Origin of the sequence: Mesorhizobium sp. M8A.F.Ca.ET.165.01.1.1 (assembly GCF_004792065.1) — a bacterium.
Lineage (GTDB): Bacteria > Pseudomonadota > Alphaproteobacteria > Rhizobiales > Rhizobiaceae > Mesorhizobium.
Genome location: NZ_SRTH01000015.1, coordinates 19,924 through 45,687 on the forward strand (window position 1 = coordinate 19,924; position 25,764 = coordinate 45,687).

28 protein-coding genes and 1 pseudogene are annotated in these 25,764 nt (G+C 59.9%); 18 read left to right on the forward strand and 11 right to left on the reverse strand.

All coding sequences use genetic code 11. The features are described from left to right. Window positions 1-287: 287 nt before the first annotated feature. The 5 genes from EN808_RS28410 (at window position 288) to EN808_RS28430 (ending at window position 7,370) form a co-directional block, all read left to right on the forward strand. A complete protein-coding gene (locus tag EN808_RS28410; RefSeq protein WP_135906806.1) occupies window positions 288-1,415 on the forward strand; it encodes a hypothetical protein in 1,128 nt (375 codons plus the stop codon). A 173-nt stretch (window positions 1,416-1,588) separates the two neighbouring features. After that, window positions 1,589-3,322: a hypothetical protein gene (locus EN808_RS28415; RefSeq protein ID WP_245520792.1), complete on the forward strand. Its 1,734-nt coding sequence runs from the start codon at window positions 1,589-1,591 to the stop codon at window positions 3,320-3,322. 1 nt (window position 3,323) lies between these two features. Continuing rightward, window positions 3,324-4,472 carry a hypothetical protein gene (locus EN808_RS28420; protein ID WP_135917361.1) on the forward strand — a complete coding sequence of 383 codons (1,149 nt, stop codon included), beginning with the start codon at window positions 3,324-3,326 and terminating at the stop codon, window positions 4,470-4,472. After that, window positions 4,469-6,448: an HAD hydrolase family protein gene (locus EN808_RS28425; protein ID WP_135917362.1), complete on the forward strand. Its 1,980-nt coding sequence runs from the start codon at window positions 4,469-4,471 to the stop codon at window positions 6,446-6,448. The genes EN808_RS28420 and EN808_RS28425 overlap by 4 nt, the downstream gene beginning before the upstream one ends. Further along, complete coding sequence (locus tag EN808_RS28430) at window positions 6,432-7,370, forward strand: PfkB family carbohydrate kinase (RefSeq protein ID WP_135906810.1); 939 nt, start codon at window positions 6,432-6,434, stop codon at window positions 7,368-7,370. The genes EN808_RS28425 and EN808_RS28430 overlap by 17 nt, the downstream gene beginning before the upstream one ends. On the opposite strand, the gene EN808_RS28435 is transcribed toward EN808_RS28430, so the two are convergent. After that, complete coding sequence (locus tag EN808_RS28435; protein WP_135917363.1) at window positions 7,367-7,846, reverse strand: NADAR family protein; 480 nt, start codon at window positions 7,844-7,846, stop codon at window positions 7,367-7,369. The genes EN808_RS28430 and EN808_RS28435 overlap by 4 nt on opposite strands. Window positions 7,847-7,892: 46 nt before the next feature. Here EN808_RS28435 and EN808_RS28440 point away from each other — a divergent pair, with 46 nt between their 5' ends. Together EN808_RS28440 and EN808_RS28445 are read left to right on the forward strand one after the other, a co-directional pair. Continuing rightward, window positions 7,893-8,237, forward strand: a complete 345-nt coding sequence (locus EN808_RS28440; RefSeq protein WP_135906812.1) for a hypothetical protein — start codon at window positions 7,893-7,895, stop codon at window positions 8,235-8,237. 530 nt (window positions 8,238-8,767) lie between these two features. Then, complete coding sequence (locus EN808_RS28445; protein WP_135917364.1) at window positions 8,768-9,094, forward strand: DUF736 domain-containing protein; 327 nt, start codon at window positions 8,768-8,770, stop codon at window positions 9,092-9,094. A gap of 63 nt (window positions 9,095-9,157) precedes the next feature. Here EN808_RS28445 and EN808_RS28450 read toward each other — a convergent pair whose 3' ends face one another. After that, complete coding sequence (locus EN808_RS28450; RefSeq protein ID WP_245511644.1) at window positions 9,158-9,463, reverse strand: transcriptional regulator; 306 nt, start codon at window positions 9,461-9,463, stop codon at window positions 9,158-9,160. A 99-nt stretch (window positions 9,464-9,562) separates the two neighbouring features. Here EN808_RS28450 and EN808_RS28455 point away from each other — a divergent pair, with 99 nt between their 5' ends. The 3 genes from EN808_RS28455 to EN808_RS28465 all read left to right on the forward strand — a co-directional run bounded on the left by EN808_RS28455 (window position 9,563) and on the right by EN808_RS28465 (window position 11,161). Further along, window positions 9,563-10,288 carry a hypothetical protein gene (locus EN808_RS28455; RefSeq protein ID WP_245521035.1) on the forward strand — a complete coding sequence of 242 codons (726 nt, stop codon included), beginning with the start codon at window positions 9,563-9,565 and terminating at the stop codon, window positions 10,286-10,288. A gap of 128 nt (window positions 10,289-10,416) precedes the next feature. Further along, window positions 10,417-10,611, forward strand: coding sequence for a DUF6499 domain-containing protein (locus EN808_RS28460; protein WP_135906814.1), 195 nt, complete (start codon window positions 10,417-10,419; stop codon window positions 10,609-10,611). Between the two features lie 55 nt (window positions 10,612-10,666). Continuing rightward, window positions 10,667-11,161, forward strand: coding sequence for a DUF2285 domain-containing protein (locus tag EN808_RS28465; protein WP_135906815.1), 495 nt, complete (start codon window positions 10,667-10,669; stop codon window positions 11,159-11,161). A gap of 302 nt (window positions 11,162-11,463) precedes the next feature. Here EN808_RS28465 and hxsA read toward each other — a convergent pair whose 3' ends face one another. The 6 genes from hxsA to EN808_RS28495 all read right to left on the reverse strand — a co-directional run bounded on the left by hxsA (window position 11,464) and on the right by EN808_RS28495 (window position 17,261). Further along, a complete protein-coding gene (gene hxsA, locus EN808_RS28470; protein WP_135917365.1) occupies window positions 11,464-12,033 on the reverse strand; it encodes a His-Xaa-Ser repeat protein HxsA in 570 nt (189 codons plus the stop codon). Continuing rightward, on the reverse strand, window positions 12,030-13,043 hold the full coding sequence (gene hxsC / locus EN808_RS28475; protein WP_348630944.1) for a His-Xaa-Ser system radical SAM maturase HxsC: 1,014 nt from the start codon (window positions 13,041-13,043) through the stop codon (window positions 12,030-12,032). The genes hxsA and hxsC overlap by 4 nt, the downstream gene beginning before the upstream one ends. A gap of 83 nt (window positions 13,044-13,126) precedes the next feature. Further along, window positions 13,127-14,536, reverse strand: coding sequence for a His-Xaa-Ser system radical SAM maturase HxsB (gene hxsB, locus EN808_RS28480; RefSeq protein WP_135917367.1), 1,410 nt, complete (start codon window positions 14,534-14,536; stop codon window positions 13,127-13,129). Continuing rightward, window positions 14,533-14,802 carry a hypothetical protein gene (locus EN808_RS28485; protein WP_135917368.1) on the reverse strand — a complete coding sequence of 90 codons (270 nt, stop codon included), beginning with the start codon at window positions 14,800-14,802 and terminating at the stop codon, window positions 14,533-14,535. The genes hxsB and EN808_RS28485 overlap by 4 nt, the downstream gene beginning before the upstream one ends. A 277-nt stretch (window positions 14,803-15,079) precedes the next feature. Next, window positions 15,080-16,270, reverse strand: a complete 1,191-nt coding sequence (locus tag EN808_RS28490; protein ID WP_135917370.1) for a hypothetical protein — start codon at window positions 16,268-16,270, stop codon at window positions 15,080-15,082. After that, window positions 16,251-17,261, reverse strand: a complete 1,011-nt coding sequence (locus EN808_RS28495) for a nucleoid-associated protein (protein WP_189522242.1) — start codon at window positions 17,259-17,261, stop codon at window positions 16,251-16,253. Before EN808_RS28495 ends, EN808_RS28490 begins: the two co-directional genes overlap by 20 nt. Before the next feature lie 243 nt (window positions 17,262-17,504). Here EN808_RS28495 and EN808_RS28500 point away from each other — a divergent pair, with 243 nt between their 5' ends. Together EN808_RS28500 and EN808_RS28505 are read left to right on the forward strand one after the other, a co-directional pair. Next, window positions 17,505-18,233, forward strand: coding sequence for a DUF2971 domain-containing protein (locus tag EN808_RS28500; protein WP_210234929.1), 729 nt, complete (start codon window positions 17,505-17,507; stop codon window positions 18,231-18,233). Between the two features lie 42 nt (window positions 18,234-18,275). Then, the gene (locus tag EN808_RS28505) at window positions 18,276-19,178 is read left to right on the forward strand and encodes a hypothetical protein (protein WP_135917373.1); all 903 of its coding nucleotides are present in this window, start codon (window positions 18,276-18,278) and stop codon (window positions 19,176-19,178) included. Here the strand turns inward: EN808_RS28505 and EN808_RS28510 are convergent. Further along, window positions 19,154-20,428, reverse strand: coding sequence for a DUF4238 domain-containing protein (locus EN808_RS28510; RefSeq protein WP_135917374.1), 1,275 nt, complete (start codon window positions 20,426-20,428; stop codon window positions 19,154-19,156). The genes EN808_RS28505 and EN808_RS28510 overlap by 25 nt on opposite strands. A gap of 757 nt (window positions 20,429-21,185) precedes the next feature. On the opposite strand from EN808_RS28510, the gene EN808_RS28515 reads away from it, so the two are divergent. From EN808_RS28515 to EN808_RS28535, 6 genes and pseudogenes are all read left to right on the forward strand, one after another. After that, on the forward strand, window positions 21,186-21,512 hold the full coding sequence (locus EN808_RS28515) for a DUF736 domain-containing protein (RefSeq protein WP_027042653.1): 327 nt from the start codon (window positions 21,186-21,188) through the stop codon (window positions 21,510-21,512). A gap of 301 nt (window positions 21,513-21,813) precedes the next feature. Continuing rightward, the gene (locus EN808_RS28520) at window positions 21,814-22,095 is read left to right on the forward strand and encodes a helix-turn-helix domain-containing protein (protein WP_135917375.1); all 282 of its coding nucleotides are present in this window, start codon (window positions 21,814-21,816) and stop codon (window positions 22,093-22,095) included. Between the two features lie 17 nt (window positions 22,096-22,112). Then, a pseudogene (locus EN808_RS28525) lies at window positions 22,113-22,652 on the forward strand (replication initiator protein A); the annotation flags it as partial. 33 nt (window positions 22,653-22,685) lie between these two features. Then, on the forward strand, window positions 22,686-22,934 hold the full coding sequence (locus EN808_RS37215; protein WP_245525145.1) for a TrbG/VirB9 family P-type conjugative transfer protein: 249 nt from the start codon (window positions 22,686-22,688) through the stop codon (window positions 22,932-22,934). 26 nt (window positions 22,935-22,960) lie between these two features. Beyond that, complete coding sequence (locus EN808_RS28530) at window positions 22,961-24,085, forward strand: TrbI/VirB10 family protein (RefSeq protein ID WP_135917500.1); 1,125 nt, start codon at window positions 22,961-22,963, stop codon at window positions 24,083-24,085. 2 nt (window positions 24,086-24,087) lie between these two features. After that, window positions 24,088-24,312, forward strand: a complete 225-nt coding sequence (locus EN808_RS28535) for a DUF2274 domain-containing protein (protein ID WP_135880872.1) — start codon at window positions 24,088-24,090, stop codon at window positions 24,310-24,312. Between the two features lie 494 nt (window positions 24,313-24,806). Here the strand turns inward: EN808_RS28535 and EN808_RS28540 are convergent, their stop codons facing one another. Then, on the reverse strand, window positions 24,807-25,424 hold the full coding sequence (locus EN808_RS28540; protein ID WP_135917376.1) for a MarR family transcriptional regulator: 618 nt from the start codon (window positions 25,422-25,424) through the stop codon (window positions 24,807-24,809). A gap of 105 nt (window positions 25,425-25,529) precedes the next feature. Beyond that, window positions 25,530-25,764: hypothetical protein (locus EN808_RS36470; RefSeq protein ID WP_210235462.1), on the reverse strand; the 235-nt coding region annotated here is incomplete at its 5' end.

Consider the following 25,764-nt stretch of genomic DNA (forward strand, 5'->3'; position numbering starts at 1 on the left):
GCCCGTCATAGCGCGACTCCAGAAGCAGACGATCGTTCAGTATTCCTGCCGCATTCACTCGTTCACTGTTTTTTTGGGCGTTCCCAATCGTAGCTTTGGGCCGATTGACGTGTGAAGCCGTAGTCGCAGCATAATCTGATCGATTTCTCCTCCATTTCGAGAGTACGCATCATTCCACTGAAAGCGCGACTCAATTGCTTTGCCAACGATGTGCAATTCGCTACAAACTCTCCAGGGGGAGATTCCGTGCGCGAGACGATATTTGAACATGTTACGGTGTGGTGCCGATGAACCTGCTCGGCCTGCGCCTTATTGCGCAAATCATGAACTGGACCGATGACGGCGTGGCGACGGCCGAGTATACTTGGCTGCGGCTAATGGCCTCGACTAAATATGACGGCTACAGCGATTTCCGAGCGGGATCCCGCTTTATCGAAAACCTGGCAATCTGGCTGAAACAGTTCGATGCCGAGGACCGCCAGACGGCCTATGATTTCATTAAGCACCGGCTCGTCTACATCTCCAATGCAGAGCTTTATCGCGTGATCGAGGCCTTTTATCCAGAAACGGTGACGCCGCATCTGCGGCGCCTTGCCGCCAAGCAGGCCGGCATCCCACCCCATGAGGTTTGGGGCAGCAGCGATGGGGTCGCAGCCTTCAAGCGGATTAAGCGACGCTCGCTATTCATAGGCATGAGCGACGGCAGCCGTATCGACATCATGCGGCGCGCCAACAGCGGCCGCATCACCCAGGAGCAGGTCGTGCCGATGATGAATATCGGCATCGAGAAATGGCTCGATCTTGCGAAGAAAATCAAGGAAGCCGACGCTGGCGACGAGCAGTTCGAGCATGTCTACCTGATCGACGATTTCACCGGCTCAGGTACGACCTTCATTCGCTTCAAGGATGGCGAGTGGAAGGGCAAGCTGCAAAAATTCAACGACATGCTGATCGGTGCGCGCAAGGCGGTTGAGGCACAGGGAAAGACCTTTCCGATCGTCGAGAATTACGCGCTGCATATTCATCATTATATCTCGACCACCCAGGCGCACGAGGCGCTACTCCAACGCACCAAATTGGCCAATCTCGAATGGGCGGACCGAACCTTCGGGTCAATCGATGTGACCCAGGGCACCTTGCTGCCCGCCTCGCTCAAACTCAATCCAGGCGCTGACGACGCCGTCATCGCGCTTTGCGAAAAGTACTATAATCACGCTCTCTACCTTCGGCTGATCGAACATGCTGGCGAGGCAGAGCAGGCCGATCTCAAGATGGGTTATGCCGACTGCGCCTTGCCGCTTATCCTTGAGCACAACACACCTAACAACAGCATTCCACTACTCTGGGCGGAAACGACCAATGAAAATGGTCACGCGATGCAGCCCTTGTTTCGTCGGCGTGATAGGCACGGCTGACCATGGCAAATCCATTTCTCCGCCGCGCCACCGAATACATTCGTGACGACACTACTTTCCTGGAGATCGTGAGTCCGGCGCCACTCACCACATTCCTGGCCGAGCATCCTCGCAAGGCCGACATTTTTGATCTGCCCATCCGCATTGTCGGCGCGCCGGGAAGCGGCAAAACCATGCTGGCCATGCTGGCCGAGTTTCGCCTCGTCGAAACGATCCTGCGCGACCCCACCAACGACACTAACAAGCAGCTTTCCATAGCCCTCGCCGGCGCTGGGTTTCTGCAAGACGGGAAACCCGGGGTCGCAGCTGTCCGCATTCCTATGGAATCCGAGTATCGCGACTTCTGGGAGTTGCCCTATGAGGACAGCGTCAAAACCAAACTCGCCCTGTGGCTGGTCCAGGCGCGCACTATGCTCGCTCTGCTGCGCGGCCTAACCAATGGCGACCATCGCCGGCTCGAGGAGATTCGCTTCATCGCCCGGGACGCATCGGAAGCGCACCTCGAGCAGATCGGCGGGCTGACCGCGACCGGCATTCGCGACCGCGCGCTCGAAGTGCAGCGCGCCATCTATTCAATCGGAGCGAGCTTGCTGCCGCCCGACATCGACAAATTGCCGAAGGCAGCGACTGAACCCTATCAGCCTTTCGAATGCATCCAGGAGATCGATATTCCGTGGATGGGAGAGCGTCTGACGGTCAAGCCGCTCGCTATCCTAGACGACGTACACGCGCTTCACCCAGACCAGTTCGAGCAGATCTTCACCGCGCTCGCGCGACGAGAGATCAAATTCGGACGCTGGCTGATGATGCGGCTCGACGCCCTCAGCCCTGGCGCCGTGTTCCGGTCGGCTCGTAGTGTCGCCACGCATAATCTCAAGCCCGACCGCGACTATGTCGATATCTTCATGCAGGGCGGCGAAAGCCGCGACAAGGAGCGGCGGCGCTTCCGCGACATGGCGGCGGACATGGCAGACCGCTACCTCCCGCGCGTCACCGCCTTCCGCAATCGCAACCTTCCGCCATTTCGACGGCTTGTCCCCGACGAACCACCACGCCTGTCTGAGGCGAAGCTGCGCGAACTCGCGGCTCTCGTCGAGCGCGATCAGCAGCGCTTCGACGTAACTCCGGCGCGGCGCATCTCGATCGAGGAACTGGTGGCCGGCTATCTTGCGGGGACGCAATCTGGCGACCGTGAGCCGGAGGTCGCCCTTGCCATGGTCCGAGTCCTGATGGCGCGTTACGCCAACCGCGTTTCCGATCAGCAGGTATCACTGTTCGAGGACTTTGATCCAGAGCCGCGGACACCGCTCAAGGCGAATGCGCCGGTCGCCGAGGCCGCCAGGCTGCACCTCCACGCGCTGAGCGGGCGTGCCTTCCACTACGGTTTCGACACGCTGTGCGACGCAAGCAACGAAAATGCCGAGCTGTTCCTCCAACTCGCCGGCGCGCTAGTCGCACGCATGGAAACCCAAGCGATCCGGGGACGAGCGCTGGCGCTCCCGGCGAGTGCACAACAGGATGTGCTGAGCGCCAAGGCTGTAGAAATAATGGATGGTTGGGCGTTCCCCTTCGCACGCCGTGTCCGCGCGATGGTCGATGGCATCGCGTCGGACTGCCGTGAAGTCTCGCTGCTGCCCCACGCCCGTCTCGGTGCCGGCGCGAATGCGGTTGGTGTTCTGGAAGAGGAGATGGCCAAGCTTCTACTCTCAAACGACGAGCTTGCGCTCATCCTCAAATATGCCGTCGCCCATGGCGCGATCGAGGTCACTCGGGACTATGGCCAAGGAAGCAAGAACTGGTGCCTCATCGAGCTCAGCGGCGTGGTCGCACTCTCGCATGGGCTGACCTTGCACCGGGGCGGCTTCCTCGAGCGCGATGTTGGCTATCTGCGCGAGCAGGGGGGCTAGGATGGCGCATAACCATTGGGAAAACTGCATCGCCCACTTCGATGCGCAGGTCGACGTGTTCGCAGGGGAATACTTTGGGCGCACAGACGTCCATTGCTTGCTGGTGGCCGCCGCGGGCTTCGACCCCCGATCGCTCGGTATCGCGACGCTTCTCGCCGGTCATCTTGGTGAACGTCTCAAGGGCCTATTCATCCGGGAGGAGCGAGGTACCCCGGACGCGAGTCTCGTCGCGGCGGCCGATCAGAACGCTGTACTACTTAGAGGCCTAGTGCCCGGTTGCGAAATTGCCACGGTTGATATTTTCGGCAACGATAATGCGCCGATCGCCGGAGCGCGCATCGCTTCGGTCATCCGTGGTCACAGCATCGCCGCTGAAACCACCGACATCGTGCTCGACATGACAGCGCTCTCGATCGGCGTCGCGTTTCCCGCCGCGCGCCTCCTGCTCGACTATTGTGAGAGCTGCGGCATCGCTTTCCACATCATGATCGCGTCTAACCCAGAGCTGGACGATGCCATTGCGAGCGAACCGGGTGATCGTCCGATTGCCGTTCGTGGCTTTGCCGGCACCGACCAAAGCGACGCGAAGCTGGAGATCGCGCGAATCTGGGTCCCACAACTGGCCAAAGGGCGCACACGCGCGCTCACTGATATCGGCCGTTCGATCCGCGGCACCTATAAGATCTGTCCGGTAGTGCCGTTCCCGGCACGCGATCCGCGCCGGGCGGACGCGCTGATCGCCGAATATGAGGCTCAGCTCGTAGACGAGTGGCAGGTGGACCCGCGTGATCTCGTATATGTCTCCGAATCCAACCCGTTGGATTGCTATCGGACCTTGAGCATACTCACCAAACGCTACTCCGACGCGGTCGAGCAGGTATTCGTACCGTCGATCATCCTCTCCCCCGTCGGCAGCCGTGTAATGGCCGCAGGGGCGCTCATGGCCGCGATCGAACATGACCTTCCCGTCCAGTATATCGAGACTGTGCGCTACGACTTCGATCCGGAAAAGCCCGCGGTCGCGGCGACACCCGACATGCGCGTCCACCTGCTCCTGTCCGGCCCTGCCTATAGCGAACTTGGCGCTGCATCCGCCGCACCGGCCGCTGCGCCAGATACCGCTGAGACAGTGAGGGACAAAGCAGTATGACCCGATTCGCCGAAAAGCTCGACACGCTGCTGCGCACCGCCGAGTTGGTCGCGAGCGCGGATTTGCGCGTGCTGGCCGAGGCGCTTCGGCAAAGTCGGCACCGCCAGGTGGTGGCGATTGGGTCCGGTGGCTCGGCGATCACAGCGCAGTACTTCGCGCGGTGTAGGGAAACGCTGTTCGAAGCAGCAACCCACGTAGTGACCCCAGCCGAATTCGTCCTCGCCAACGACGAACTTAAGCAGAGTGATGTCTGGTTATTCAGCGCCGGCGCCGACAATGCCGATAGCATCGCCAGTGTGGCCGCCGCTCGCTCGCGCGGTGCCGCACAAATCCATCTACTGACGCGCAACGCCACTGGCGCTGCGGTTCAGGCCATCTCCGCAGACCCTGGCAACACAGTGACCAGCATTCCGGTCGCCGATGCGAAGGACGGGTTTCTCGCCACCCATTCGCTCATTGGTTCGGTCCTCGCACTCTTGTTCGCCAGCGATCTGGTATCGGCCGATCCATTGGGCGAGGCGCTCGTTGCAGCTGTAATCAAACGTCTGCGCGAGTGGATGCACCCAGCAACCCGGCAGGCCATGCAGGCTCAACTCGCCGATGTGCGGAGTGACGATGTCCTGCTGATCGTCGCCGATCCCCAGCTTTGTGCCGTCGCCGAGCTTATCGAGACCTCCGCCTGGGAGGCTGCGCTGTGCCCGATCCAGCGAACCGACCTCCGCAACTTCGCCCATGGTCGCCACACCTGGCTGCATCATAGAGGCGAACGAACCGTCATCCTCGGGCTGATCGGCGATGATAGCCGCGAGATATGGGAGCGCGCGAACTCCCTGTTGCCACAGGCGCTACGGCGCCATGTCTTCGACTTCGGCAATGCCGGGCGCATGCGCACAGCGGCCGGGATTGTCGAAGGCCTAGTAATCGTCGAGGCGATCGGGGCCGCGACCGGCATCGATCCAGGAAAGCCGGGTATCGGCGATTTTGGCCGAAACCTCTACGAGGAAGACGGATTACTCGCTCTTGCGCGTGAGCTTGGGCCAGCGGTCCGACAAAAGCGCTCGGCCGCACTCGAGCGCGATGATGTGACCGACAATCACGTCTGTATCCGGGCTGCCTGCGCCGCGCGACGCGGCGTGCTTGCGGACGCTCGGGTCGGCGCGATCGTCCTCGACTATGACGGCACGATCATTTCTGATGACGAGCGTTTCGGACATCCCCGGACTGCTATCGTCGATGAGCTTGTACGCCTCCATGCGATTGGCGTGCGCATTGCGATCGCCACCGGGCGCGGCGGGTCGGGTGGCAAGGCGCTGAGCGCCGTACTTCCGGTGACGATGCGCGATCACGTGCTCGTCGGCTATTACAACGGTGCTTATATACAGCCTCTCAGCATCGACATCGAGGTGGATCGACCAGCGTCCGATCCAGACCTGGCGCAAAGCTACGCTTGGCTCGAATCACATCCCGAATTATTCTCTGGAGCTTTCGAGGGGCGGTTCAGCGACGTGCAAATTTCGATCAAGCTCGATAATCTCGCTGATCGCTTGGCCTTTCCGGCGGCTCTCGCAGACTGTCCGTCCATCGCGTCCGGCGCCGTTCGGTTTAGGCGCTCAGGCCACAGCATCGATTTCTTTGCGGCCGGCACCAGCAAGCTCAGCGTCGTCGACCGCGTGCGGCAGACGTTGCCGAACGACTTAGCAATTTTGTGCATCGGCGATAGTGGCGGGCGCGATGGTAATGACAATGAGTTGCTATCGCACGCCCATGGGATCAGCGTTGGAACGGTCTGCGACCGCCACGACGGTTGCTGGACTCTGTTCGGCAAGACGCTAACCGGTCCCGAGGCGCTGCTGCGCCTGCTCCAGGCCTTGGAACGTGATGGTGACGGATGCGTTCGTATAGATGTGTCTTCATTGGGACTCGACAGCTTTGCCGAAATAAGTGCAATTGCAGAACATTATGATCCCACAACGTGACGTGATTGATGTCGTCGGCACCGGTTTTACGGTGCTCGATCGGCTTTACGCCGACGGCGATCTTACCGCCGAGGCGCTTGGCGGGTCGTGTGGCAACGTGCTCGTGTCGCTTGCCATGCTTCAAAGGCAGGTCACGCCGGTTTTGGCACTTGGGCTGGATGAGATCGGTGAGCAGTTGCTTGCCGAGTTTGAGATCGCCGGCGCCGATACACGCTACATCCATCGTCATCCTGGACGCCGCTCTCCGGTCTTGCGCCAGGAACTCGACACCCGTTCAGGCCATCACAGCTTCAGTTTCACCTGCTGCGACACTTTCGAGGAATATCCGCGCTATCAGCCGATCGGCCACGAGGAGCTGCAATCTGCGATGGTCGCGTTAGAAAATTGCACACTCTTTTACACTGATCGCCTGTCGCCGGCGATCCTCGACGCGATGGCGCAGGCTTACCATGGCGGTGCGATAATCTATTTCGAACCGTCCGACATCGATCACGCGCTATTCGACGAAGCGCTCGCGATCACTAGCGTGCTTAAATATTCCTCGGATCGTTTGGGCCCCGAGCTCGACGATAAGGTAGCTGCCAGCGCGGCAATGGCGATCGTTACTTACGGCGCCGATGGCCTCGAACTCCGTCACGGTCGTGAGCGGATCTGGTGTGCGGCCTATCCTGCCAAGCAGGTGACGGACACTTGCGGATCAGGCGACATGGTGAGCGTCGGGCTGATCGACTGGCTATTGGCCCGAGCCACGCCGCGGCTCGCGGCCCTGGATATCCATGACCTGATGGGCGGCGTAGTCGCCGGCCAGCGGCTCGCGGCGGAAAATTGCGCATTTGCCGGCGCGCGGGGCGTGTTCCGGCAGCGCGACGTCTCTTATGTGCGGTCCATCCTAGAGCATGCGCGTCGCGATTTCCCGACCTAGGCCGCCGCCGCCACCGGCGTTTCGCGGCGGAACTGCGCGCGCAACTCCATCAACAGCACGCCGAGCATATTCTTGCCGACCCCGTTCACTTCGCCCCAAAGGCGATTGACATCATTGTCGACGGTGGCGCTCTCCACCAAACGAGCATCGCCTGTAGAGAGCAGCAGATTGCGCAGGTCGGGATGCTGCTCGAACTTGGCCCGGAGCACCCCGCGCATTCGGTCGAATTTGCCGACCGACCAGCCTGGCGCGACATCCCAATAATACAGGCCGTGCGCGGCCATCGCTAGTAATGCCGGGGACGGCGCACTCATCAGCCAGTCGCGGACAGCCTTCTTGCGCGGCTTCCCCGCCTGGTAGGCATGCTCGCTCGTGGCGAAGCGCTGACCCTCAAACTCGATTTCGCACCGATAAAGATTGCTGAACGCACCGTAGGGCCGCTCGCTGGCTCGATAGAAGCGGATTTCATCTGCCATCATGTGCCTCTTGCAAATTTGCACATTTTGTTACATGCAAATCTGCATGAAGGCAAATGAAAATCAGATTTCTGTACTCCGCGCAAGAATCGTCGCAGCGCGCACCGATTGCGCACTCACTGACACGCAGATCGGCGCTGTAGTTGGGGTGCATGCCAGCCAGGTCGGCCGCATCACGCGTGGCAAGTTTCGCCGCATCAGCGAAAGCGTGGTGCAAATTTGCAAGGTATTGGGGCTGGAAATGGACTCAACCGTGATCGAGCCCAACGCCGAAACTGCCGCCTGGACGAAGTTGCAGGCGAGCTTACGCGGCCTATGGGACAAGACCCCTGAGGGTGCCGACAAGATCGTACGAGTGCTCGATACCATCGGGGCGCTTCGCGAGCGCTAACCTCTTGCTGTCGCTCGTCTGGGATTCGGTGAGATAGATCAGCCTGCGCCATCTGTGCGGACGTTTGGTCTCGCTGCGTCTTTCCGAAATCTGCCAAGCAGCTTCCGGCCCCAAACGAGACATTCGCTGTATACGACCGTGTGCGGCTGGTGCCGGATCGGCGCAAGCTTTCTTTTAGATCTCGCCAAATCGCCTTCGGTGGAGATATGGGCCACTAACGCGCTTCATATCTCTTGATGGCCAGTGCTGCCGTCGCCTCTCTCCCTCATTTCATAGAGCTCACCAACGACCTCTCGAACTGGCTGATCTGGCCCAAGGACGGCTGAAGCCTCGACCGCCTATGCCGCAACGGTGCGTCGCGCGTTTCTTCCCCTGGGCAAGGCCATTCCTCGCGGAACCAAGAAACGCGCGCCTGCGCCATCCTCCGCTTTGCTGCGGTCGCAAGCGATGCGGCGGCGGTCGCCTTCGGCCTCTCGATCGCCATCGAGGTCGCATGGTGCGGGCTCGGAAACGAAGAACGGAGACTGAAAATGGCTACCATCGGCACTTTCAAGAAGACCAATGCGAACGAGTTCACCGGCGAGATCGTCACCCTCAGCGTCCAGGCCAAGGGCGTGCGCATCATTCCCGACACCCGGGCCAGCGGCGAGAATGCTCCAAGCCACCGCGTGGTGGTCGGCAAGGCCGAAATCGGCGCCGCCTGGTCCAAGCGCTCCAACGAGGGTCGCGACTATCTCGGCCTCAAGCTGGACGATCCGAGCTTCACCGCTCCGATCTACGCCAACCTCTTCTCTGACGAAGAAGGCGAGGGCCACAGCCTCATCTGGTCCCGCCCCAACCGCCGCAACGGTGAGTGAACTGGCCAACGCCTCGCCCGGTATCGGGCGAGGCGTCTCCTGCCGGAGTTCGCGGAAGTTTGCCTATGAATAATCGGAACGGCGGGAGAGGCGCACGCCCACACCGCCACCATTCTCTGGGATAAACTGAATACCTGCGGATTCGAATGCGCGTCGTAACGCGTCAATAGTGACTCTGTTTGCTCTTATCGGGCCGGCCTGAGGCTCTAGTCGCTTGATTGTCGCGAGGGAAACCTTCGACTGTTCCGCAAGCGTTTTTTGATCCCATTGAAGCAAAGCGCGTGCGGCTCGCATTTGTCCGCTTGTAAGTTCATCTATACCAAAAGTATCATTTGATGCCATGGGGCTTGATTTTTTGTCCGCGTTCATCTAAATCACCACTGTTACCGACGCATGTGGCCCGGGAGGGGTGACCTCCAAGGTCTGCAATGCTGCGGCGAAACGGTCGAGCAGAGTGCAGGAACACCCGTGCCCGACCTGACCAAAACCAAGCTGTGTAGAGCTCGGATCATGGCTGATTCCGACATTACCACGACTTTGCCTTCCGTCACGCGTGGACGGAAATCGCGCAGTTCGTTGACCGCAGGGCATCCTAAGCCTTTGGCTGGCCATGGAGCCGAAAATCAGCCGTCAGCCGATCCCGCCCTCGTTCTGTCCCTTGCCTGGATTGATGCGCACGTTGCGATGCTGGCTTCTTGTGTCCGGCAGCAGCAGGCGGACGAGGGGCTCTTAAGGCGCGGCGCGATCTTGTCTTCCGACGAAGTCATTGGGCGCGAGGAGGGGGCTGACGCCGACTGTGGCGGTCTCGATGCCCGGACGACGGAGCAGGATGACGCTGAAAAGGCAGACGCCTTGCTGGCTGAGATTGTGGCGACGCCAGCGCAGTCCTTGGCGGGCGTGGTCGCCAAGCTCGCGGTCATCCTTCGGGAGGCGACTGACAACACCGACCTTTGCGAATTTCCGCTGCCGCACATCCGCTCGGCCTTGGCCGATCTGCGGCGCCTCACGCATGAAACGATAAGCGACGAGCCTACCGGCTGGCCCGCAGGCGATCAGTCTATCGGCGTGCTGTTCGAGCAGCCTGCATCATCTTTCGCCGCCTGGCGCGCCTTCAGCGCTTGGAGCCAGGGCGATGATGACGCGTATCGCGCCTGGACGGACACTTTCAAGACACTGCAAGGCGCGAGCCAGTAGGCACCGCAAGTCTAGGCCTGACTGCTCGGCGCCGAGATCGCTCTTTGTTCATTCGTCAATGACGGAATCCAAGGATTTCGCTCAACGCCGCGTCCCCCTATCAAATCCTTGAGAAGGGAAGGATACGGATGAAGCCGGATACATCGCAGTGGCGTGACCCACAGGCATATGCGTTCGTTAAAGGGGCCGCCGCCGATGCGATTGCATGGGAGTTCCTGCGACGCAATCCCCAGTATCAGCAGGACTTCGCGGTCTCCCGCTCGGCCAAGGCGATGCGCGCATTGCGCAAGCGCTGGGGTTTGCAGTTTCGCCGCCAGGCCTGACCAATCCGCAGTCGAGCAGCCCGTATATTGGGCGCCTCAGATCGATCCTGGGGTCGTGAACCTAGTCGAAGTTCCGCCGGATCTGCGAGCGCGGGAGGTCCTCGACGTTCCGCTGGCCACGGGTCAGCGTGATGAAATCGGCCTTCACGTGCGCTCTACGTCAGGCGCTACGCAACTGGCGCTTCTCGGCGATGCGCAGGCAGGCGAACCGTTGGCCGCCATAATTCCACTCGATGACATGGCGCACGAAAGGCTTCAGGCGATCGAGCGGTTCATCCGCTCGATCCATAGGCAGCACCTTCCCGATGCCCGCTTGACCGGGGCACAGCGCCGGCGTCTTGGCCTGATGCTGCGATGCCTTGACGGCCGTGAGGAGCAGGCATCTCATTTCGACGTCGCAACCGCCTTGTTTGGCCGTCGGCTAGTCAGCGTCGCCGACTGGCACGACTCGGCCTTTCGCTATCAGACGCAACGCCTTGTGCGGGACGGCCTGAAAATGGTCGAGCGCGGCTATCGCCAGTTGCTGCGCGTTCGACGGCGCCTTTCCTGAAGAGGCTCCGTCCGGCGCCTGGTCCACTTATTGCGCTATCGGCAGGCGTACGATCCTGGAGTGAACGGCTGCTCAGCGCCAATCTCGGTCACTCCTTCCGATTTGACCACCCGCCGAATGCAGACGGGTGGTTAGCGATGCTGGCGCTGGGATCGCCGTTTGTGTTGGCCGTGAGATCAGTCTCGCGGTTTACTAAAGCCAGCATTGTCGGAATTTGGTGGGTGGGTCTTTCCGCCGAAGAATGAGGGGGCGCCAGTGCGGGGTAGTGCCGCTGTCTGTAAATACGAATCATTTCGGTGAAATTAATCCGCTGTAATGCGCAAGGCGTTCAGTGTCTCCGGCGTAATGGTGCCTGTTACCTTGAGATTGTAATCCGACTGCATTTTCAGGAGCCCAGATCGCATCGCAGGGCTCATCTTTCCATCCAACTCGCCATTGTAATAGCCGAACGATAGCATCGCGAACTGAACCTGGAGGACGATCTCCTTGAATTTGGCAGCGGTCCCTGGAAGCACGACCAGCGGCGACGCCGCAGCCGGCGGAGCGGCGGTCGGCGCCTGGTAGGTCGGCGCGGGCGCCTGATAGACTGGCGCCGGAGCTTGATAGACAGGCGCTGGAGATTGATAGACCGGGGCACGCGGCAAATAGGTGCCGCCCGTCGATGATCGATGGCTGCTGTGAGAGCTGTGACTGCTGTGGCTGGAGTGAGATCTGTGACCGGCCAAGGTGAATTTGTGGTCAAGCTTGAAAATGTCGAACAATGATTTCGACTTGCCTCCGTCAATGAACGGAGCAATCGGCATTGCGATACTTTCAATCGGCATGAAGCCGGCAGCGAGCAACGACGGGATCGTAAAGAGCCGTTTTTTCACGCGAGACCGAACCTTTCGTACCCATGCGTTTTCGGGTGCCATTCGAAGAAACCGCCGCAGTCGTCACGCAGTACGCAGCCAGCGCATTCCGAGAGGTAAGTTCGCTTCCAATCTGAAATCGTCGACGGGGCCAGCGTCCGATAGTTGGGCGGAAGCGTGCACAGCGGAAAATTGTACAGTATGGCGTCAATTCCGCGGCTGATGGCGAGATCGAGGGCCTTGCCAACCACCTCGAAACCTGTGGAGCTGTCGAAGAACAACGAGTGCCAGTTCTGCCTGCCGTAGCCGATGTTCTCGAGCTGCATGATCGCCCATTTGTCGATGAAGGGCAGCGATGTCGTCACAAACTTGGCCAAATCCGCCAGACCGAGGGCGTTCGGCTTCATAAGCACCGTACGCAATTCGATTTTTGCGCCGGCCTGGCAAAGGATTGACAGGCCTTCTCTAACTTTATCGAACGCACCTGGCTTTGCCACGATCCGGTCATGAACCTCGGGGTCGCTCGAGTAGACGGGAACACCCCAAAGGACACGATTTAAATTCAGCTCGCCGAGCTTAGCCAGATCAACGCGGTCAAAGTGTTGCGCATTGGTCAGAACGTGGAAATCAATGTCGGGCCGCGCTGCCAGCATTCGCCCCAGGAACTCGAGCAGTTCCGATTTGAAGAGCGTCGGCTCTCCGCCAGATAGACCGATCGTTGCGTTTTCTGGCGAGAGAAGGACTGCCGTCTCAAAAAACGGAAACATGTCTACGTGGTGCGCTTTCGGCGGCTGCGAACACATCAGACAAAGCTGGTCGCATCGTTCGGTAACCAGCAGCGTGTTGTGACGGGAATTTGCCCGGATGAGACGGTGTGCAGTCCCCCGTCGAGGCACAACAAACAGCACGTCGCCATTCACGTCACTGGGGTCGATTCCGTAGACACGGAGCGTTCCCTCTCCGCCCGAAAAGTCTGCACTTTCGCCGGATGCGTTACCCAGCACCGCATCGAACGAGCTGAGCGTTGGCATGTCGTGGGCAACGCCCTCGAAGGACCGGAGTCGAACCACATATGGATCGATCGCGTTAGTCTCAATTTTGAGGCGAAGCGGGATCATGCGTGGACCGGGACCATGTGATCTCCCCAGGAGGGAACTCCGGCCCATTTGGCGACGGATTGCCGAGCTGCGTCGTCGCAACGCGTCATCACCTCTACGACTTTGTCGAATAGAGAAATATGCCGTCTGCAGAACCACGTCTCACTGCGAATGAGATCGATATGGCCGTCGCGAGACAGATCGTCGACGACGTCCGTGCCGCAAAAAGGCTGATAAACACAGTGGATGCAATCGGCATCGAAGTTGTTCATCGATGCTTGATCGAGTAGCTGCACCTTTTGCTGATTGATGCCGTCGGCCACTGTTCCAATCGAGAGATCGACACGTCCGATCCGCGACAGCATCCTGGCTTCGTCCGTCGGGTATAACTGCCCATCGTGATCGACAACGATGTAGTCGGACGCGAAGAAATTCGGATTGCGAAGATCGACATGATCATCGGTGCCTGATCTCAAGAATCGCCGCAGGCACTGGCTGAAATAGTACTCTTCAACGTATCGGCCGGTGCGGTGATTACGTTCGATGAGATAATCGATGAAACCTGAATGGAGCGCATTCCATCGAGCGATCGCATTGGCATCGCTCTTGCGCCGGCGCGCAAAGCCTTGGTGGTTTATCGGACGGAGATATATCGACTGTATGCCATGCCGCTCGAAGTTACCGATGAGATCCTCAAAATTCGGCGGACGCTCAACGGCGATGGTTGGCAGGGCGGAAACCTTGCCGGGGCCGAGACGCCTGACAGCTTCAGCCAAATTTCCGAGGAATGTATCGGTCGCCAGACTGTCGCCAGTCCGCTGCCGGGTGTGTGTCTCGTGGTTCCCATCCAGTGACGTGCTGACGAACGTGTCCGGCTGATCAAGAAAAGCCCACTCCACCTCACCCATGCGCTGGAGGTTGGTGCAAACGACAAACTGGCTGCGCGGAAATCTTGTGCGGGTGAAAGCTCTGATCTGCTCGAGCAGATCAACGCGAAGCAAAGGCTCCCCGCCCTGAAACTCGATCTTGATATCAGGACCATTCAAATTGCCGATGAAGTCGAGCGCCGCGTTCAATGTTTCGTTGGACCAGTCGAAGCCCCGTGCGGCCTCAGGGGCCCGGGAAACCTGGCAATAGCTGCAAGTCAGATTGCAACGCAAAGTCGGAACGAGAATGAGATACGACAGCTCTTGCTGCTTCGACTGCCTGCCCGCCCAACGATAGGCAAACGATGTCCAATCAGGATCGCCTTCGCGTTCAAACGTATGTCCATTGCCACGAAGAAATCTCTGGTCGTCGGCCGAGAGCGCATCGCGTGCGTATCTCCCTAGAAACTCGTCGCTACCGAGAAAGAACCCACCGGCATCGTCGCTAAACAGAAGCTTTCCGTCCGGGCGATCTCTGAATTTGAGCGGCCATACGGTCATGTGGCGGTGACCGCCCCGATCAACGCTTGTCGCAGCGAAAGCGTTTCCGAGTAGATCTTCTCACGATAGATGGCGTGAAGGACATTCTTTCGCAAATCGTCCAGCCTCTCCGGCGGAATCTCTTCTACAGCTACGCCGTGACCCGAGGCCGAAAACCGCAGCGACGGATACTGGACTTGTAGTCGAATTAATGCGCCTTCCACAAAACACTGAAAGTTCTGCGGAATCTCGATTGTAGCCTGTCCTAGAAAGCGCGACGCCCCCACGTACCAAGTCCTCCCTCCCAACAAAATATACCCAAAACTGGAATATGGGAATTAGTGCAGTTCAACTTCGATTTTCAGTGACCACCGAAATCACTGATGGTTGGGCTTGTTGCTGAACGGACGGCAGTTTTGCGCCTATTTTCGGTCATTCAGGTTCGCTTGACGATTACCTAAACCTGTCATTCGGGGCCGATGTCCGCTCAGGTCCCTAAAGCTGGTTCCGCCATGGTCCGGGATCGGGCCACCTATTGTAGGCGGGTACAGTCCTTCTACCTGATCAGATGCAGGTGTGAATCTCGACTTCAATAAGCTTGGTGGCCGCCCACGTCGCGAAGCTTGCTCCTCCGACACCGATGAGACCAACTACCACGAAAACCACGCGGTGCCAGAAGGCACGATTCGTCAGCTGCTCGAACGCCGTGTTGAAGTCACCCCTTACCTCGGCAAAATCCTTGACCAGCCGATCTTGTTGGCGCCCGAACTCAAACGCTATGGCCTTGAGAGTCAGCCATTGGTTCACGATGCTCGCGAGAAGGAACAGGACGAATATCCAGGCGCCGGCTATCACCGCGATGTTCGTCCATACCTCAACTCCACAAGCCTTTGCGACCTTGAGTTGCGAAGCGACGACGATCGTGGCGATAGGGATGCCGAGTATCTGACCTTGAAGGTCCACGAAAGTCTTGTGGATGCGGGTGATGAATTCGGCCTGCGCGGTTTCGACCTCTCGCCGGATCTTGGAATAGGTGAAGCTGGAGGCGAATAGCCGGTAGCCTGCGGCCACCTTTTCGACGATCTCCCCGACCCCACGCATGACATGGCGGAACCTCTGTCCGGTCGGCAGACCTGCGACTAGGTCTATGACGGCCTCCGACAGGATCGTGAGCTTCTGCTCGAGATGCACTGGATCCGCGAACAGTCCGACGAGTTTTGCGACTTGGTCAGCCTTGAGGCTGGTCAGGTCCTTCTCATCGTAGTCTACCGGGATTGCTATGCGGCCATCGCGAAAGAAGACGAGTTCCTGCTGAACTCCATCGAGGAAGGCGGCAGCCCGCGCCAGCAATGCCACCAGCGAAAGAACTGATCGGTATCTCAGTTGTAGGTCCGACGGTGGTTGAGAGTGCCGGGTCAACCTGCCGTCCACGACGAAGTAATTGGCCGGCTCTTCCACACGGGCTTTCGGTCCAGCAATCAGGTTGGCGAAGGACAATGCGAACCTGCCGAGCGACGTCCGCGGCGCATTGAACTGGACATGCGCTTGCTTGCCCAGCTCGAGCTGATCTCTTTCGGTGAGCAACGCCATGCCGGCATCGGCGGCTGCGTCCTCGTCCTGGTCAATCAGCAGAAGGGCGTTCAGTATGGGCTGCGTAGTGATGGTCAGCGTGCCGGTGCCATCATCGGCGAAGGCCGTGACGGCATAGATGGGCTCGATGTCTTGCCAACCGAGCCTAGGCATCTTCGAATTCACCGCTCAACCTGTCCTTCAATTCAGCAGGCAGATTGCGCAAGGTGAGCGTCTGATTCTCTGGATCGTAGGTCACCTCGCCTTCCTGGATCGCCTTGCGGTCGAACTCAAGTGACCAGTGGTCCGTGCGCCCTTTGAAACGGACTAGGGTGTTCAGCACTGCCCTGTTGGGTATGAACCAGTCATTGAGCTTCAGGTCCGGGTTGGCGAGGTAATCGCGGAGGCTCCCTGGATCCTCGGGCAGCAACTCGTTGGTGAGTGCGTCGAATGAGAGTTCCTCCCGCTTGAACGCAGCGCGGTCGCAAATTTCCTTGGCTTTGGTCAGGAAGGCCGTCTTCGCCTCGGGCTTCAGGCTCTTATCGTCGGCGAAGGACATCAAGGCCTCCACCAGGTTCTTGGTGTCGGCCTTCTCCTGCACGGAGTCGATGCAGCCGAGGAAAGCCTGAAAATATTCGGCGACGTTCCCTTTGCCCTTGAGGAACCCTATGTAGCGATCCTCCTTGTTCGCCCATCCGGTGATGTTGATGCGCCCGGCGAACCTGAATCCTTCGATGTCGAGATGAGCCACATCGTGTACGTCGTTCTGCTGGGTAAGCGCAGCGCTGAGCGTATCGGTGACGATAGCGACCATGAGATAGTGCCGCTCGTCCCGGGTGAAGTGCGCGAAGAAAACGTGACCACCAGTGGCAGCCGCTTTGGTCTGGGCGTTTACCGCCAACGTCTTCATCAGCGATTCCGTAAGGGTAGCGAAATCCTTCTCCTCGGCCTCCACGTATTCTCGAAGATGCCGTTGAGTGGGGTAGTTGTCCTCATCATCGGAGAATTTACCATGGGACTTGGACGTGCGGCGGCCATAGAGCTTGTCCAGTACGTCCACGAGTCGCTGGACCGGTTCGGTGACCTTCAAATTCGATTTGCCCAACGCGATGTCGAACTTGTCGGCGTCCTTCTTCAGGTCATGCACGGCAACGCTGATGATGCTGTTTTCTGCCAATGGTCTCTCCCCCGTAGGCGACCAGATTACTTACACCGCCGACAACATGATAGTGGTAGACGGCGGCGTCCACTACGGGCGCCAGATAAAACTCCAGGAGGCGACCCAGTCCTACCAACTCGCCAACGTGGCTTTTCGGCGGCGCATCATAGACGGGCTCTTCCGCCTTCTCCGCAGCCCGTGCTGTAGTAGACTTGAAATAGAATGGGCCTTACGTAAGCGTTACTGTAAATGGAGTTTGTGGTGCGCAAGATTGGAGAAATTGCGATCGAAGGCAACGAGACGCTATGGAAGTATTTTCGTTTCGAGCGCTTCCTTTCAACGCTCGCTGAAAGCAGACTCTATTTTGCATCGGCCAATCAGTTTATCGATCCTTTCGAAGGCGCCGTCGCTGTCCAATTGAACGTGCCGCCGCCTGATCCGCGCTACGCCGAAGTGGAGGGCGTGGAGCGCGCCTTCTTCCAACTTAAACGGTTGACCAAGATAAGCTGCTGGCACCGTGCCGTCTATGAGAGTGACGCGATGTGGAAGCTCTACTCCGGTGAGCACAAGGGCATCGCGATCTGCACGACGCCCGATCGCATGCGCGCCGCCTTCAAACCCTTTCGGCTCAAACCGGAATATGGCGTCGAAGATCTGTGGGGCGGTCCGGTCCAATATGTAGACTTGACTCAGGTTCGGATGCGCGGCATCGGCATGCTCGACCGGTTCTTTTTCAAGCACCGAGCTTTTGAATGGGAGCGGGAATATCGGCTCGCCATTTCCGTTAGAATGGCTGAGGAATTTGGCGTCCGAGTTCCCGAACACGGCATCCTCGTCGACGTCGATCTTCCCACTCTGATTGAACGCATCGTGCTCGGCTCAACCACAACCGAAGCCGAGCGCGCCACCGTGTCTCAACATGTGGCTGCCGCCGGGCTAAGCGATCGCCTTGAGCTTTCCACCCTTCTCGGTCGACCTCGCTATGTCTAAGGCCCAGCAAGCAGGCGCCAGCGCAAGGCGAGGCTCGGCAGAATGATATCGTACTCGGACACCGCACTCACGATCTCGGAACCGCTGCAGACCAACGCGGTCGTCTGGATTCACTCGCTACCGGAACAGGAGATGGGCCCCAGCCGGCGTATCCTCGAAGACCTTGAGGGCCTCTCCACCGCCGGTGGTTTCCCCGTGTTCGAATATGCGGTTCGAGATCGTAGCGAACTGAGCGAGCTGTTCAGCCAGTTGACGACGAAGGCCGAGCAGGGATTGAGGCCGGTGCTCCATGTCGATGCTCACGGAACAATTGACGAGGGGCTCCTGCTAGCGCCGAGCGGCGAACGCGTCGGCTGGGCTGAGATCATCGAAGATCTCCGTGCCCTCAACGTTGCGGCGGCCAACAATCTCACCTGCATCTTCGCTCTTTGCTTCGGGTTGCATCTCTACAAACAAGTGAGCCTGAGGCGTCCCGTGCCGTCCTATCTCTTCTTCGCACCGCCCGCTGAAATCAGCGTCGGCTTCCTCGAGGCGCAAACGTTGGACTTCTATCGAGAGATGAACCGCACCTCGAATGTGACAGCCGCATTCGAGCAGACCCTGGGCGGCGTCATGCAGTCATTTCACTGCCAGGGTTTGTTCCTGCAGTCGCTGTTGCGATACATTCGAACCTACTGCATCGGGCGCATGCGGCAGGATCGCCTGGAGCGCATGGTCACGGCCGTTCTGCAACGCGACGGCATCGCAAATCCTTCCGGCGCACAACTGAAACAAGTCAGGCGCAAGATACGTGAATCTCTGAAACCCGGTCAGAAGGTGATCGATCTGTTCGCGCCGTCCTTCCTGATCGGCCGCGCCCCCGCCTTCACCTACGCCGATCTCGACCGGATCCTGAAGCGCTCTGTCCGCTCCGAGCGATCTCAACGGCGCTCGGCATCGAGCTGAAGGCCGAGCGATCTCAAGCTCGCGTCGCGATGGACAACCCGAAACCAGCCGGACGCCGGTTCGCCAAAACGCTCCACCATCACTTGGCCCATTCCACGCCTCACCCGCCGATCGACATACAGCTCGACCCGCAACATCGCCTTGTCGGCGGCGACCTGGGCGAGCAGATCGATCTGCCTGGTTCGTGCCGTCAAGCCTTCGCCGCTCTTGTCGATCTCTTCAATTGCCAGCGTGCAGTGATCGAGGGGACCAAAGATGACGAGGTGCGTCCCTGCGGGCATGCCCGGTCGCGGTGGAGGCGCATGCCCCATCTCGCCGAGCTCGACATGGGTCTCGACGTTCCGCAGGTCCTCGTCCTCCCCTAGAATCTCGCGTGCGAAGTCGAACGCATCGGTATCGGCATAAAGATAGCCAGCGCTTTGCGAGACCTGGAGACCATTGAGGTAGCGCACCATGTTGCCATCGATAGCGATCGGCTCACCGGACCGCAGGCCGTCCCGATAGCGGATCATTCTTGTCTTGCGTTCGGGCTCGATATCTGCGCTCGCCGCCAGTTCGTAACGTTGGACGATCGTCTGGCAATGCAGGGCAAGCGTCAGGCCAGGTGAAACCGGCAGCATCACCACTAGGCCCGGCGAAGTGAGCCCGACATCCCCATAGGGGAATGCGTTGATCCGGCTGACCGGATGGTCCGAGATGATGAAGCGATGCTCGCCGTCGCTCGCATAGATGGCGGGATGAAGATCAAGTAGCGCAACGGTGTGACCTTCCCGTTCAAGGAACGCCTTGACGGCGCCAAGTCTCACTGACGCATCAGATGGCATAGCCATGTGCGGATCGGCATCCCGGTCATAGCCGGCCTGGCGCATCATCTCCCGCAATTGGCCCGCCAGATGCTTTGGTCCCGTTCGGCTAAAATGCGTCCGCAGCATCTGGGTCGCGAAGAAATCGGCCAGTGCAATACGGTCATCCGCCGTCATCCACGCGAGCGAACGTCGCGAGACGATTTCGACGACGAGGCGCGCGGAGCGCGCATCGACCTCCTGGAACAGATCCTCGAAGTTCCATTTGGTATCGCCCAGGCTCACCACATTGAAGTCATTCTCGGAGCCAGCATTGGCAATCGACGTCAGAAAAGATCGGTCGGACCGCTTGGCGAAAACGTAGATGGAGCGTCGTTCTGGATCGGCCGCAAAGTGCCGAAGCTGGGCCTGAGGAACAAAGTGATGCTTTCTGGATGGCCGGTTCATCGTTCCCTGCAGTGATGCGGTGCTTCGGCGCCGTTGAAAGTGCGGAGGTATTTCGTCGGGCACCACATGGCGGCAAGCCCGTCAGATTTTGTCCACTTGTGATATCCGACCGCAACTAACTCCTACGTGCACGGAATGTTAGCTTCTGTAAACGACTCAGCCAAAGTCAGAGTCGCCGTCAATTTGGGTCAACGGATGGCAAGTTTCGTGTATTCGCAAATTCGCTCCGAATGACTACGATGGAGTCGTAGACGGACGGCAAATTTTGCCTACTGGGTCCGAACGACCGCTATCCGCGGTACGCTCACCACATTCGGACCGTCCGGAGACGGCCCAAAATGAGACATTCGCGGTACTTCACCGTGTGCTGCTGGCAGCGGATGGCTCAAGCATTCATTCAGGTCATGCCAAGCTGTTGTCGGCTGACATCTCGGCCACCAATTCGCTTCATCTATTTTGAAAACCAGTGGTGCCCTTGCCTCCACGTCGGCCATTTCGCGGAGCGCACCAACGACCTCTCGAACGGGCTGATCTGGCCGAAGGACGGCTGAAGCCTCGACCGCCTCTGCCACAATGGCGCGTCGCGCGTTTCGTCCCCTGGGCGAAGCCCATTCCTCGCGGAACCAAGAAACGCGCGCCTGCGCCATCCTCCGCTTTGCTGCGGTCGCAAGCGATGCGGCTGCGGCCGCCTTCGGCCCCGCGATCGCCATCGAGGTCGCATGGTGCGGGCTCGGAAACGAGAAGACGGAGACTGAAAATGGCTACCATCGGCACTTTCAAGAAGACCAATGCGAACGAGTTCACCGGCGAGATCGTCACCCTCAGCGTCCATGCCAAGGGCGTGCGCATCGTTCCCGACACAAGGGCCAGCGGCGAGAACGCTCCAAGCCACCGCGTCGTGGTCGGCAAGGCCGAAATCGGCGCCGCCTGGTCCAAGCGCTCCAACGAGGGTCGCGACTATCTCGGGCTCAAGCTCGACGATCCGAGCTTCACCGCTCCGATCTACGCCAACCTCTTCGCCGACGAAGAAGGCGAGGGCCACAGCCTCATCTGGTCCCGCCCCAACCGCCGCAACGGCGAGTAAATCGGCAGACGCCTCGCCCGGTACCGGGCGAGGCGTCTTCTGCCGGTGACCGCGGAAGCTCTCCGCACCGCCGGCCGCCATAGCCCGGCCTCTTGTCATCGGATGCGTTCCTCGATGCGCGATGGCGTGAAGATGGCGGAGCGCGGCCACCACCAATTGCTGCGCGCGCCGGCGCACATCCTGAAGACCATCGGCGGTGCGAAATAGCGCCCCTCAATTGCGCACCTGATTACTGTCCCCACGCTCCTCCATCCTGGCCGTCGATCGCCGTTCAACCGCAACGGCCGGAAGGAGACACCTCATGAACGCCGACGCCGCGCCATTGCCGCCGCGCTACCTGCGCACTTCGGAAGCCGCGCATTTCCTCAGCCTTTCTGCGCGCACGCTGGAAAAGCACCGCACCTATGGCACCGGGCCTGCCTATCGCAAACTTGGCGGCCGCGTCGTCTACGCCGTCGACGACCTCCAGGCCTGGGTGCAGCGCGGCGCGATGACGTCGACATCCGATCCGAATGGCTCGGTGCTGCCCGCCAAGCCCCAGGCGGCGCGCCTGATCGCTTATGCCGGGCGCGAGAGGCGCTGAGCCCGCTGATCTCCCCCATGTCTGGACGCACACGCCAACCGTCGGAACGCGGACAGCTTGATCTGTTCCACGCGCTGCCCGGTGTCGTCGCGCCACGCGATGCGCAGGACCTCATGGCCTATCCCTTCTTCTCCCTCGCCAAATCCAGGCGCATCGCGCCGATCGATTTTCGCGCCGGCGATGTGGCGATCCGTGTCGAAGCGATGCCCGACCACGGCATGGCGACGATCTGGGATGCCGATATCCTGATCTGGGCCGCGAGCCAGATCGTCAGCGCGCGGGATGCCGGATTGCGCACGTCGCGCCTGATGGCCGCGACGCCATACGAGATGCTTACCTTCATCGGCCGCGGCGTCTCGAAGCGAGACTACCTGCGCCTCAAGGCGGCGCTCGACCGCCTGCAGTCGACAAGCGTCGTCACCTCCATTCGCCAACCCGCGGAAGGCCGTCGCCATCGCTTCTCGTGGATCAATGAATGGCAGGAGCGCTCCGGCCGAAGCGGTCGCCCGCTTGGCGTCGAACTGGTCCTGCCTGACTGGTTCTATCGCGCCGTCATGGTCGAGTTTCCACGCGGGATCGTGCAAGGCGAGATGCCGCCCATCTTCGTCATCGGCCCGGACGGCGAGGCCGAGATTGCCAACAGCCGCGTCTACCAGAACACCCTGATCGTCGACCGACTCTTTGGCGCCGGGGAATTGCGGCTTGGCAGTGGCAAGCGGCAACAGACCGTCAGGATCGTCCGCACCGATGCCACGAGGAGAGGCCTGTGGATGTCAGGCGCCAACGCCGTGCCGAATGCAAAGAACGCATTTCGTCAAAGGGGAGGGGAGCACTCGTGAACGAGAACGAAATACCGGCTGCGCCGATGCAGCTTCGCGCCGATCCGCCGCGTGTCACCCGCCTGTCGCGCAAAGTGCTCGCCGGCATCAGCTTATGTGCATCGCTTGGCGTCGGCGGCGCGCTGATCTACGCGCTTCAGACGAGCGAAACCGGCAGGCATGGCGACGAGCTCTACTCGACGTCCAACAGGCAGCCCGCCGACGGACTGGCCAGCCTGCCGCGCGACTATACCGGCCCTGTTCTTGGACCGCCACTGCCTGGCGATCTTGGCCGGCCGATGCTTGATGCCCAGAACAAGGGACAGCCCGTCGTGCCGCCAACGATCGCGACACCCATGGTCGATGAGGCGGAACAGCGCCGGCGGGCCGAAGAGGAGGCGGCCCGAACCTCGCGCGTCTTCTTCCAGACAGGGCAGTCAACCGCGATGGCCGAAACCCCGCCCGGGGGAACTTCTCCGGCGAACCTTGGCGGCCCCGAGCTTGCCGGTCAGGTCGGCCAGTCGACCACACAAGACCGCCAGCTTGGCTTTCTGAATGCGGCCGCTGATCGGCGCACCGTGACGCCGGATCGCGTCACGCCGCCGGCATCGCCCTATGTGCTCCAGGCAGGGGCCGTCATCCCGGCGGCCCTCATCACCGGTATCCGTTCCGATCTGCCTGGTCAGATCACCGCGCAGGTGACCGAAAATGTCTATGACAGTCCGACGGGTCGCTCGCTGCTGATCCCGCAAGGCACGCGTGTCATTGGCCAGTACGACAATGGGGTCGGCTTCGGCCAGCGGCGCGTGCTGCTTGTCTGGAGCAGGCTGGTCTTTCCCAACGGACGTTCCATTGTCCTTGAACGCCAGCCCGGCACTGACGCCCAAGGCTATGCCGGCCTTGAGGACGGCGTCGACTACCATTGGGCCGAGCTGTTCAAGGCGGCCGCACTCACCACCATCCTCAGCGTTGGCGCGGAGGCCGGCTCGTCCGGCCAGGAAAGTGACATCGTGCGCGCCTTGCGCGGCGGCGCCTCCGACAGCCTCAGCCAGGTGGGCCAGCAAATCGTCCAGCGCCAACTCAACATCGCACCGACGCTGACGATACGGCCGGGCGTTAATGTGCGTGTCGTCGTTACGCGCGATCTCGTGCTCGAACCCTACGGAGGCTGAAAATGGCCAAGCTGAAACTCGGTCCGATTGCAGACGACAAGCCGGTCAAGGTCACAGTGGAACTGCCGGCGCCGCTGCACCGCGATCTGTCCAGATATGCTGAGATCCTTGGCCGCGACGCGGGTCAGCCTTCCGCCGATCCCCTTCGCCTGATTGTGCCCATGCTTGAGCGATTTATCGCGACGGATCGGGGCTTTGCCAGAGCCAAGCAGGAGCGAAAAGGTTGAGGGTCACCTCGCCGCAAGGCGAAACGAGCAATGCCAAAGGGCAGCACGGTTCACTGCTCTGACCGGTTCCTCCCGTAGGCAGCCAACTTTGCCCGTAGCTCAAGACCCTCAAGGGTCTGACACCCTACGAGTTCATCTGCAACGCGTGGACTTTCGCAACCTGACCACGGCCGTTCTCGCGAGCTTTGAGAAACCAAGAACTTACGCTAGTATCTGGTTCTGGCTCATTTATGGGAAGTTTTGGCACAAGGGATGGTATTGAAACAGAAATGACCACAAATGCCGGCCATGGTTTGCATTCTCGGATGATATCTTACTTCCGCCGGCCCGCTGGCGGTTTGCTCATCGGGCTCTTCGTAATTATTGTCATTATTTATATCGCGATCAATATATCATTGACGCTCTAACCACGGCATAAGGCCGGAACTGCCGCCCGGCGGCTATCGCCTGGCGCGCCCCGACTTAACGAGCACCCATCTCTTAGGCCAAGCCCATCACGTCGGTGCGAGCACCAGCGAGGGAAAGGTGCTTTCGGGCCGCTTCTTGACGAAGAAGATCGCGCCTTCGCTGTTTGAAACCACCTTCGCGAAGAAGTTGCGGACCGAGTCGATTTCCGATCGTGTGACACCTGCAAAGAGCAAATCGTTAGCTGTGCGAATGAAGGGGGTGAGTCGGGCCACCGCATCGCGACCGCTGTCGGAGAGACTGACCTGCACGGACCGTCGGTCGTTCGAGCTTGGCTTCTTTTTAAGAAGGCCAATGCGAACGAGGCGACCGACCTCGGTCGTCACGTGCGTCTGGGCTAGATGAACGTGTTCTGAAAGCTTCCTTATGGTCACGCCGTCGCAGCCCTCACAATATGCGGTGCCGAGAAGAACAGCGAACTGCGACCCCGTAAGGTTGGCCCGTCTTCCAAACGCATCGCGACAGATCAGAAGGCGACCAATCGCGAGTGTCATCAGATGGATCGTATCTCGAAACTCATAATCGCTACCATCGCGCAGGAGGTCGGGGTGCGAAACGGTCGCAGCTGGAACGAAACGCTCGGATCGGCGGTCACTGGGTCCGGCGCTGCCCTGCTGGAGTGCATGTGTATGCCTTGAATTGGTCATGAGCGCTGCGCTCCTCGCCTCGAAATTTGCGTTTGCCAAACGCGTTAGAAAGGTACACAGTGTAGGTATATATTGTACCTAAGATGCTCCGCAACGGAGCTTCGATCAGGGAGAGCAGTCGATGAACGCCAGCGCCGCCTCTTCAGCTTCCGTGTCGACGCCAGGTGCCGCTTTTTGCCACTGCTGTACAGGAAAACATGCGAGGTCGACTTCCATGCCCTGGTTGTCGAGCGCCTCGATGAACCCTCTCAGGTCTGCGTAACTCACGAGAAACGTCTCCTCTGTGCGCAGTTCCCCGCGGCTCGCGCTCATCGATGCGCTTCGCCCGGGAGCAATCATT